The following is a 9,561-nucleotide window of genomic DNA, read 5'->3' as shown; positions in this document are numbered from 1 at the left end:
GTCGAGGACGACACCCTGCGTCGCAATACCGACAAAGGCGAGCGTGAGAAAGATCGCCATGGGGTCGTTGACCGCCGATTCCACCTCGAGCGTCGAGGCGACGCGCGGACGCAGACGCAACCCCCGCTGATGGAGAAGCAGGAACACGGCGGCGGCGTCCGTCGAGCCGACGATGGCGCCGAGCAGCAAGGCTTCGATCCAGCCAAGGCCGAGGATGAACTTGGCGGCGGCGCCCGTGATAAGTGCCGTGATGACGACGCCTGCGGTGGCCAGGGCACCGGCAGGGGCCCAGACGCGGCGGAGGGCCGCCCGGTTGGTGCGCAGGCCGCCGTCGAACAGGATCAGGGCGAGGGCGACGCTGCCGATGCTGTTGGCCAGGTCGTAGTTCTCGAAGGGGATGCGGCCGATCCCTTCTGATCCGGCCAGCATCCCCACCGCGAGGAAGAGCACCAGCACCGGCATCCCCAGCCGGGCAGAGAACTTGCTGGAGGCAATGCCCAGCAGCAGCAACACGCCGGCCAACAGCACGGCCAGATTGATCCACACGCTCCCCATGCCCTGCCGATCCGTCTGAGGATCGCGCAACCTGGCCAGGAACGTCTCTCATTGGGTTGGGTTTCTGCCGTGGCCAGCACTTGGGCCGCGAATCCGAGACGCCAGCTCCTCAAGCTCGTTGGCTTGGCCACCGGCAGCGCGGCACTCTCGGTGGCCTGACAATCCAGTCCTCCCTCCGAGGCCGCCGCGACCCAGCTCAGGGGTGAGCCGGGTGGTGCTGATTCACACTGACGACCGGGCGGCGGGAACCCATCAGGCACTTGACTTGCTGCAGCCCCCAGGGCTGGAGGGCAACAGCGTGTTCCTCAAGCCGAATTTCAACACGGCGGATCCAGCGCCGGCTGCCACCGACCCGATCCTGCTGGAGGCCCTGGTGCTTGATGACCTGGAACGCGACCAATGGAGGCATGTTGCCGCTGAGGGCACCCACTGGCCCCGGGGGTACGCCTTTGCCCGCCCGGCTCTCGACGCCGGCGCCGTGGTGAACACCTGCTGCCTCAAGACCCATCGCTTCGGAGGGCAGTTCACCCTGTCCCTGAAGAACACGGTGGGACTGGTGGCGAAAACCGTGCCCGGAGATTCCCACAACTACATGGCCGACCTCCACTCCTCTCCCCATCAGCGGCGCATGATCGCTTAGGTGAACCAGGCCTGCACGCCAGCTCTGGTGCTTCTCGATGCGGTGGAAGCTTTCGTCGACGGTGGCCCTCACAGGGGCACAATCGCCAGGCCCAACGTGATTCTTGCCGGCACGGATCGGGTGGCGGTGGATGTGGTGGGGATCGCACTTCTGCGCCTGATGGGTACCACAGCCGCGCTGTCTCGTGGCTCGATCTGGGATCTGGAGCAGATTCAACGCGCTGTGGAGCTGAATCTGGGCGTCGACTCGGCTGAGCGGATCGAAATCGTGACGGCCGATCTGCCGGGCCAGACCATGGCCGATCAGCTTCGCCGGCTTCTTGACAAAGCCCCGGAAGCCTGACGTGAGCCCAGAGGTCAGGCTCGATGCGCTGACCAGCGCCTACATCCGGCCAGCTTTGATGCCTTTTTTCACTTGTTCGATGGCCTCATCGATTAACTCAATGGCCTTCACACGGTGGCCGCCTTTGCCCGAACTGGCTTTCTCCAGGCTCTGCTTGGCCTCATTGAGGCTCGACAGTGCAGCCTTCATGTTGGGCTGATTGGCCTGGGCGGGCAGGGCCAGCATCAGCGCCGCCGCGGCGCTGATGCTGGCGGTTGTGAGGGTGCCGATCGCGATGCGTTTCATGCTGTCTGTTGTGCTGCAGGAACCAAGGGGCGCAAAGGCCCTAATTCAACGCTAACAGGATCCAGCGATCGCGCTCCAGCCCTGGGTAGGACGCCTCACCTCAGGGCTGGCCGGGTTCCTCGCACTCCACAGCGCGCGAGAGTTCAGCCCGCGCCGCCATCACCGGCTGGGCCTTGGCCTTGAGCTGGGCGGCCGCCTCCTCGAGGGTGGTGTCCTTGCTGCTGGCCACTTGGGCCACCTCGGAACGGAAGGTCTTCAGCTGCTCTTGAAAGGCTTTGGTGCGCAGCTCCTCAAGCTTCTGCTCCGAGGCTTCAAGGTTGGTGATGGCTGTACCCAGGGCCCCTTCAGCCTCCTTGGCCTCTCCCACCGTGGAGGCGGGGGTGAGCTCATCCACGGTGGTGAGGGCCTGGCTGACCTCAGTGAGCTGGGCGCAGATCTTGGCTTCGGTCTTCTCCTTGCGGGCGGTCATGTCCTGCTGTTGGCATGCGGTGGTGGCGAGGGCGAGCAGGCAGGCAGAAGCAAACAGGGAGGAGCGCATGGGATCGAAAATCGTTCATGGCGAACCTTAGCCCTGAGCGATGGAATGGTCTACCCGGCACTCTTGCCACGGCACTGGAGGGCCATGACATGGTTGATCACCTGAAGAGTCTTTCTGACGCCCGGCCCGGTTCCCATGCCGTTATTGAGCTGTGGAACAGCAAAACAATCAGGTGCCGTGAATCTGTTGATTTAGAGTTCAGGGCTGATAGTTTGCAGCTGGCCATAGATCATTGATTTCATGGGCCTGATGTTGTGCACTAAAGCGTTCCCAGGTAATACCGTTCACGTCGGTATCCTTCGAGAATTCGAGTGCCGTAGAGTCTTCCCAGCCCAAATGTCATAAAGTTCCTGCCTCGTGATCATGGTCTTTTCGTACAGAAACATTTAAAGACTCCGTTCGCCACAGTGCGTATTCGCCAGGAATGGTTGAGCATGGCTGAATCCCCAGGCGAGAAGAATAGTCGGCAATAGTTTCTTCTATTCTGTTTGTAGAGATGGCGATGTGAAATTTCTTCATGACTTTCCTGTTTTAACGCCAAGATCAGAAGCGGGATGCAGCCTATGAAGAGACGGCCACCTCCGCACCCGTCTTCTGAATCTTGATGTTAGACCCCTGTCTCACTCTCGGAATCTTGGCTATTTTGTTTCACGCTTCTCTCCTGAAGCATGACACTATGTCCATACTTGGTTAGCCCCCAGAAAAGCGCCACTCCACCGCCCTTGAGATTCAGTGTTTGAACAACGATGAGTCCATGTGCAAGAAACTGAACCTTGATAGTGTCGAATACTGAGTCATCAATAGACGCTGTTCTGCCTTTTTTCCCTGTACGTGCAAGGAGGAGTTCAGCAAGATGGAAACTGACTTTGCCATCAGCGGTGGCGATCAGCAGGGTTGGCGCTATTATTGTAAACAGCTCCAGCCAAGTGAGACGGGTCGACCAACTCGACTTACCATTTTGGGTATAGTACTCGCCCTTGACAGTAAATGATTTGTCTAGTGGAGCAAGATCAGTAATGCTTTGTGTATGTGAGACTGCTTTTCGTGCCTCTTCTAGCTCGGATTGCGCTTGAGCCAACCTCTTTCGTAAATCATTGAGTTCGGCTAGTGTCTCTGCTGAAGGAAAAGCCGTTGCCTTTAGCCATCCATTTCTAGGATACGTCTTTATTGTCCTATTAAGACTTAGTGCTACTAAGCCGGGAAGAGAATCAGCAGTCTTCCAAAAACGTACGAGACGACCACTCGCGACTTTGGAGCGGAATTGAGCCAGCTTCTGACGAGTTTCCGGGTCAATCTCAGATCGTGCAAGTGGGATCTCATCAGGATTCTCATGGAGAAATCCTAATACAGGAAGACCTTGTTCAACAGCATAATCATATTCCTTCCCGGTATAGCTTATGCCTTCATCTGTTAGCGACCCGTATCTTCCACCAAGAATGAGGATATAGTAGTCGCAGTCGTCAATAACTTTTCGAATGAAATCCCATTGTTCTTCGTCCGCTGCAGGAAACAGCTCCATCCCCGCTGGGAAGCAATCCAGCTCCATGACGGTTTGAATGACTTGCCGCCTCTCCTCTTGGAGATCTATAAACGTTGAGCTTACAAAGACTTGATAACGCTTGTCCATTGGAGATTCCTAGTGGTGTCTAACGCTCAATGGATGGGTCCGTTATCCACCTGCAGGTGAGCCCTCTTGCCAGCATAAGCTCCTCGCCATGTTCTGCCGGCAAAGTCGATTCCTTGCCAAAGCAGGCCTTTGAGGCAGAAGCTTTATTGCCCTGGCAGCTTATGCGGACCCGTTAACGCAATGTTCCTTTCGCTACCGATGGCTGGTGGACTGGCTGGTCAGCACCCCAGGCTGAACGGTGCCACCGGCGCAATGCGAGGGTTATGCCCGCCCACTTGATTGGCCCGCAGCACCAGGGCCGTGGCCCCCTGATTGAGGAACACCTTCAGCACCGACTCGCAGGCCAGGCGTGGCAGCAGCGAACGCCAGCTGCCGAGGCCCTGGAGCAGATCGTGCAGGGGCTGGTCGTCGAGGCTGCTGCCGAGCTGAAATGACCCCCGCTGCCAGTCGCCGCGCATGGGCGGCACCGGCAGCAGCCGGCCGCGCAGGATGCGCTCCAGCTTCAGCAGGGCGTCCAGGCGTGCGGCCTGTTCGGGATGGCGCTGCTCCCACTCCTGCAGGCGCTGCGGCTCAGCGCCGCGGATGTCGCGGTCCAGATCGCGGATGGCGGCGAACAGGGCCAGGTTGGAATCCTGGGCGCAGTTGTGGGCCGGCCCCACGAAGCTGCCGCCGCTGCCGTCGCCGATGCGGTAGCGGGCCATCGTCGCCATGAGCTGGCGGCCGAAGGCCTCCAGCGGAGAGCGCTGCCGCTCGGCGCCCGCCGGCCCGAGGCTGTAGCTGCCGGTGAAGGGCGGAAAGCGCACCAGAATGTCGGCCACGGGCCGGTAGCCGAGCCAGCCCCACTGGCGCTCGCCGAGATAGCGCCAGCGGTCCTGGGCGCCGGCCACGACGCCATCGGGGTTGTGGGCATACACCTGGCGGTAGTCCACCGCCACGGAGAGCTCGCCACCGGCCAGGGGATTGCGCAGCACCCTGCCGAAGCCGTAGGCGAAGTGTCCCGTGCAGAGGCCGCCGCGCAGGGCCTGCTCCCGTTGCTCGCCGCCGATACCGCCGAACACGTGCAGCACCAGCAGCCGGTCGCCCTCCTGCCACTCGGATAGCAGGGTGTCCCCATCGGCCGCTTCAGCCCGGCGCCCCGCCAGGAGCACTGAACTGGCGACGCCGGCGGTGGTGTCGCCCCAGGCCTGGTGGCGTAGGTAGCGCCAGGCAGCGCGGCGCTGGGGGATCAGCCGCTGGGGGGCCAGCCGCCGCAGCCGCCGCGGCAGCAGCGCCTGCACCACGAAGGCGCAGCTGCCGTCCGGCACCCCGCTCACCTCCCAGCCCTCCTGGTTGAGGTCTGCCTCCGCCAGCCCATCGGCGCTGGCGGGCAGGATGCCCTCCGCATTGGCCACCGGCTGGGGAAGCCTCAGCCGCAGGGGCGGCCCCGTGAAGGCGCCGCAGGCCGGATCAAACACCAGCGCCTCCCAGGCATGGCCCTCCAGGGGTCTCACGAACCGCACCAGGGCCCGGGCCAGGCCGGCGGTTTGCAGCGGTTCGGCGCTCACCTCCAGCTGTAGCGGCTCGCCCTCCGCCGCTGGCGTCCTGTCGTGCAGCACGGCCACCGGTTCGGGCAGCCGCACCAGCATGTCGTCGTGGGGATGGGCCCCGGCCAGCGACTCCAGCGGCGTCACCTGGGCCCAGCCATCCAGCCGCAGCGGGTGCAGGTTGCCGGAACGGGCGCTGTCGCGGGCCTCATCGCTGAAGCACACATCCATGGTCACCTGGGCCATGGCTGGATCCCGCCAGCGCAGGGCGGCGATACGGCCGCGGCAGTGGCCCCAGCCGGGCGGCGTCTGCAGCACCTCGAAGCCCACGGAGCCATCGCGCCTGGCCGCCTCCGGCAGGATCAACCGGCCGATCCAGTGGGGCCGCATTTGCAGGCGCGGATCGTGCAGGGGGGCCAGGTCGCGGCGGGCATCAGGCCGGTGCCAGGGGTTGGTGATGAAGCGGCTGTAGTTGCCGCCGGCCGCCGCCAGGGCCGAAGGGCCGCCGTCCGGAGTGGCGAGGATGGCGCTCACCAGGTCCACGGTCTGTTGCATGGGCGTGCGTCCATCGGGGAGGGTGAGCCGGGTTTCCATCACCCCGCCCGGCAGCTCATGGCCCACCGGCCCCAGCGGCACCAGGCTCACCCGGCCGCGTTGCAAGGCCCGGTTCCAGGGGGAGAACAGATAGATCGGCCAGCGACGCGGAAACAGGATCGAGCCCAGGGGTGCCACCCGGTCGCGCGCGCCCACCAGATGGAAGAGGTGCTCGGCCTGCATCACCCGGTTGTTGCCCGCGAACACGCCGGCCAGGGAGATCACCTGCACCGGGGCGGCGAGCATCTGGCGCACATGGGGCAGCGCGCCGAGGGAGATCTGGCCGCCGCCGCTGAAGCCCAGCAGCGTCACAGGCGTGCCGCTGCCCGGGGCATAGCCGTTGACCAGCAGGGAGCCCACGATCAGCTCCGCCATGCCGGCGTTGTACAGCGGGCCATAGCGGCCATCGGCCGACACCGCCACCACGGTGAGGTTGCGCAGGTTCACCAGCAGCCCCAGCCAGGCCAGGGGACGGCGCACCCGCCAGGCGTCGACCCAGCGCCAGAACCCAGCCAGCCAGCGCCCCTCGGTGAGCGGCTGGTTGGTGATCGAGTAGGGCATGATCCCGCGCAAGATGGCGATGTCACCCGGCAGGGCGGCCGCCAGCCGGCGCAGGAAGTCTTCCCCCTCCGGCAGGGCCTGCTGGGAGGCCTGGCCGATGCCGTCCAGATACACCACCCAGCGCCGCATGCTGCGGCCCTCGGCCACGGGCACCGCCAGCTGCCCCAGGCTGGAGGGGCCCTCCTCGGCGTCGCCGAACCAGCCGGCCCACCAGCCGAGAGCCTGGAGCGGTGCCAGCAGAGCGGCCACCAGAAACAGCACCAGGCCGATGCCCACCAGGTCCACCACCACCCCGAAGCTGCGCACCAGGGTGTGGCGGGCTAGGGCCAGTAGCAGGCCCGCGCCCGGCAGCAGCACGGCCAAGGCCAGCAGCAGGCCGCCCAGCAGCCAGCGGCGATGGCGACGCACCCACAGCCTCATCGCCGCTGCCGGGCGCGGGGGTCGGCATCCAGCAACACGCTCAGGGCGCGGCGGTCCTGCACCAGCTGCACCCCGGCGGTGCGATTCAGCAGGCCGCGCCCCAGACGCATCAGCGGCTGACCGGCGCGGCGCTGCAGCAGCAGCATCACCAGCCAGCCGCCCAGCAGGGCAATGAAGGCCTGCCAGGCCCCCAGGCCGGCCACCTCCACCATTGCCACCACGAAGGCGACCGCCGTCCACAGGGAGAGCAGCGTGAGCCAGGGCACGCCGACATAGGGCAGGGCGCCGAGGAAGGCCAGCAGCTCCGGGGCATGGGCCACCCCCAGCGCCAGCACCACCGTGGTGGGGCTGATCGCCACGCCGAAGCCCAGGCGCGCCACCAGCCAGGTGCTCAGGGCCCAGAACAGAAAGCCCACCACCACCAGCACCGCCTCCACCACCAGGCTGAGGCCGAAGCGCAGTGGCGACACCCGGTTCACAAACAGGATGAAGCCATGGCCGATCGCCTGAGACAACCCGGCCAGCAGGGCGATCAGCACCCCCCACCAGGCCGACAGCTCGCCAGCGCCGAGTAGCTGGAAGGCGTCGGGCTGGAGGCGCAGGGTGTGCCCCACCAGCTCAGTGAAGGTGTCGATCACCTCACGGATCCAGCTCAGAGGACACTCCCATCTCCAGGGACAGCAGCTGGCCGGCCTCATCGGCGGCAGGGGCGTCCGCGTTCTGGGTGGGATAGAGCTTGACCGCCGCGACCACCAGCAGCACCAGGGAGATGACGATGGTGAGCACGCCGAGGATGACCTGCCGCAGGTTGATCTCGGACATCATTCCAGGCCTGAACGGCGGCGCAGGGTCACCTTGGGAGGCTAGGTGCGGGCTGCGCCATCAGCGCTGTGCGGAAGGCCTCGGCAGTCAGGATCGGGGTGTTGTGGTCGAGCTCGTTCACCACCAGCAGCTCCGCTACGCCCGGCCGGAAGGCGCGGTGCAGGGCCCGGGCCCGGGCCAGCGGCACCACCGCATCGAACTGGGCCGCCACGATCGTGGTGGGGGCCTCCACCAGGGGGGCTTCGGCCGCCGCCTCCCAGCGGTCGCGCAGCAGCAGGTCCACCGGCAGCCAGGGCATGGCGCCGCGGGCCACCGCCAGCAGGCTGTCGAACGGCACCAGCAGCACCAGCCGCTGCACCGGCTGGGTGGCGGCCAGGTGCACGGCGGGTCCGGTGCCCAGGCTCCGGCCGGCCACCGTCACGGCGCTGTGGCGCCGGGCCACCTGGGCGTAAAGGGCCTGGGCATCGGCGCGCAGGGCCGCTTCGCTGGGGCGGCCCTCGCTACCGCCATAGCCGCGGTAGTGGAGCAGGTAGAGGGCGGTGTCCGGCAGCAGGGCGGCCAGTTCGGCGCGGGTGAGCGACACATCCTCAGCGTTGCCGCCGAAGTAGATCAGCGCCCGGGGGCCGGCGTGGGGCCGATKGGCCACCAGCACCCGTTTGCCCTGCACCGGCAGCTCCAGCTGTCCGGTGGGGTCGGCGGCGGGCCGGGGCAGGTAGATGAAGGAGCGCTGGGCCACGGCCATCAGCAGGCAGATCCCGCCGTAGCCCAGCGCCAGCCAGCCGGCCCAGCCCAGCGAGCGCAGCAGAGGAGTGGCCAGGGGAACCTCCGGCAGGTGTGATCAGCTTGGCGACTCACCGCCCCCCTCGGGCAGCCGCTGGGCTCTGACGGCCTTCAGCTGGGATCGAATGACCTCCAGTCGGGCCACCGGGGCCCCATGCGCGTCATCGCCAGAAGAGTCTTGTCCACCAACACGAGAGTCACCACGCTCATATGGTCGGAAAGATTTAGCAGCGCCATCTGCAGGTAGGAGCTGGCTCCCGTGGCAGCCACGAGTTCCTCGGCGTGGCCTTGCTTGTGGATCCAGCCGAAATGGATGAGCTCATGGCTGTGATGCTCCACTGCCAGGAATTCGCCCATGAGGGCGGCTTGGTCCACCAGGGTATCGCTGGCGGAGGTGTTCTTCAGGCAGGTGATCGCCGTGTTGCCCACCAGGGCGCAGAGCAGGATCTCCAGCCGGCTGCGGCTGTGCTCCTGGAGGGCATCGGCCCGCACTTCTGCAGGAGCTCCCCGCCTGATGGCTGCTCAGGACCTGGCGATCGCCCCTCACTCACTGGGATCGGACTTTGGGGTCCCGTTCGGGCCAGCAGGGGGGGGGCATCGAGGCCTGCCGATGCGCGGAGTGCGCCAGGAAGCGAGACCGTGGCTGAAACTCCTGGTGCCGCAGTATTCCCTGGTGGATGGCAGGCCAGAGCTGCACTCGGATTTGTCTGATCGAGCCCACAGACAACAATATGCTAAGGAGGCTCTGGAAAACCCGAGCCATCCGCGCGAAAATATCCCTGTAATCGCAGGCGCGGACTGGGTTCATGGGCAGCAAGCAGCTCGGATTCGGTGATTACGAGCAGACCACGGCCAAGAAGCGCACGAGGCGCGA

The 9,561-nt window shown here is 65.3% G+C and carries 9 protein-coding genes and 1 pseudogene; 1 reads left to right on the top strand and 9 read right to left on the bottom strand.

The features are described 5' to 3' along the window. Positions 1 to 585 (bottom strand): cation:proton antiporter (locus IQ216_RS07890; protein ID WP_228007277.1); only part of this gene is annotated, 585 nt, incomplete at its 3' end. Positions 586 to 757: 172 nt separating this feature from the next. On the opposite strand from IQ216_RS07890, the pseudogene IQ216_RS07885 reads away from it, so the two are divergent. Then, positions 758 to 1,537, top strand: a pseudogene (locus tag IQ216_RS07885) (DUF362 domain-containing protein). A 39-nt stretch (positions 1,538 to 1,576) separates the two neighbouring features. Here the strand turns inward: IQ216_RS07885 and IQ216_RS07880 are convergent. The 8 genes from IQ216_RS07880 to IQ216_RS07845 all read right to left on the bottom strand — a co-directional run bounded on the left by IQ216_RS07880 (position 1,577) and on the right by IQ216_RS07845 (position 9,179). Then, positions 1,577 to 1,822, bottom strand: a complete 246-nt coding sequence (locus tag IQ216_RS07880; protein ID WP_193815046.1) for a hypothetical protein — start codon at positions 1,820 to 1,822, stop codon at positions 1,577 to 1,579. Between the two features lie 100 nt (positions 1,823 to 1,922). Beyond that, positions 1,923 to 2,360 (bottom strand): hypothetical protein, encoded by a 438-nt coding sequence (locus IQ216_RS07875; RefSeq protein ID WP_193815045.1) that lies wholly within the window; start codon positions 2,358 to 2,360, stop codon positions 1,923 to 1,925. A 607-nt stretch (positions 2,361 to 2,967) separates the two neighbouring features. Further along, positions 2,968 to 3,987 (bottom strand): DUF4062 domain-containing protein, encoded by a 1,020-nt coding sequence (locus tag IQ216_RS07870; RefSeq protein WP_193815044.1) that lies wholly within the window; start codon positions 3,985 to 3,987, stop codon positions 2,968 to 2,970. 218 nt (positions 3,988 to 4,205) lie between these two features. Further along, the gene (locus tag IQ216_RS07865; RefSeq protein WP_193815043.1) at positions 4,206 to 7,085 is read right to left on the bottom strand and encodes a CAAX protease; all 2,880 of its coding nucleotides are present in this window, start codon (positions 7,083 to 7,085) and stop codon (positions 4,206 to 4,208) included. Next, positions 7,082 to 7,723, bottom strand: a complete 642-nt coding sequence (locus IQ216_RS07860; protein WP_193815042.1) for a hypothetical protein — start codon at positions 7,721 to 7,723, stop codon at positions 7,082 to 7,084. The genes IQ216_RS07865 and IQ216_RS07860 overlap by 4 nt, the downstream gene beginning before the upstream one ends. A 1-nt stretch (position 7,724) precedes the next feature. Beyond that, a complete protein-coding gene (locus IQ216_RS07855) occupies positions 7,725 to 7,907 on the bottom strand; it encodes a hypothetical protein (RefSeq protein WP_193815041.1) in 183 nt (60 codons plus the stop codon). Positions 7,908 to 7,935: 28 nt separating this feature from the next. Next, complete coding sequence (locus IQ216_RS07850) at positions 7,936 to 8,643, bottom strand: alpha/beta hydrolase (protein WP_193815040.1); 708 nt, start codon at positions 8,641 to 8,643, stop codon at positions 7,936 to 7,938. A gap of 155 nt (positions 8,644 to 8,798) precedes the next feature. Continuing rightward, complete coding sequence (locus IQ216_RS07845) at positions 8,799 to 9,179, bottom strand: hypothetical protein (RefSeq protein WP_193815039.1); 381 nt, start codon at positions 9,177 to 9,179, stop codon at positions 8,799 to 8,801. Between the last annotated feature and the right edge of the window lie 382 nt (positions 9,180 to 9,561).

Source organism: Cyanobium sp. LEGE 06143, from assembly GCF_015207535.1.
Taxonomy (GTDB): Bacteria; Cyanobacteriota; Cyanobacteriia; order PCC-6307; family Cyanobiaceae; genus NIES-981.
Note: the sequence above shows the minus strand (reverse complement) of the source record. Positions and strands in the feature narration are given on the sequence as shown.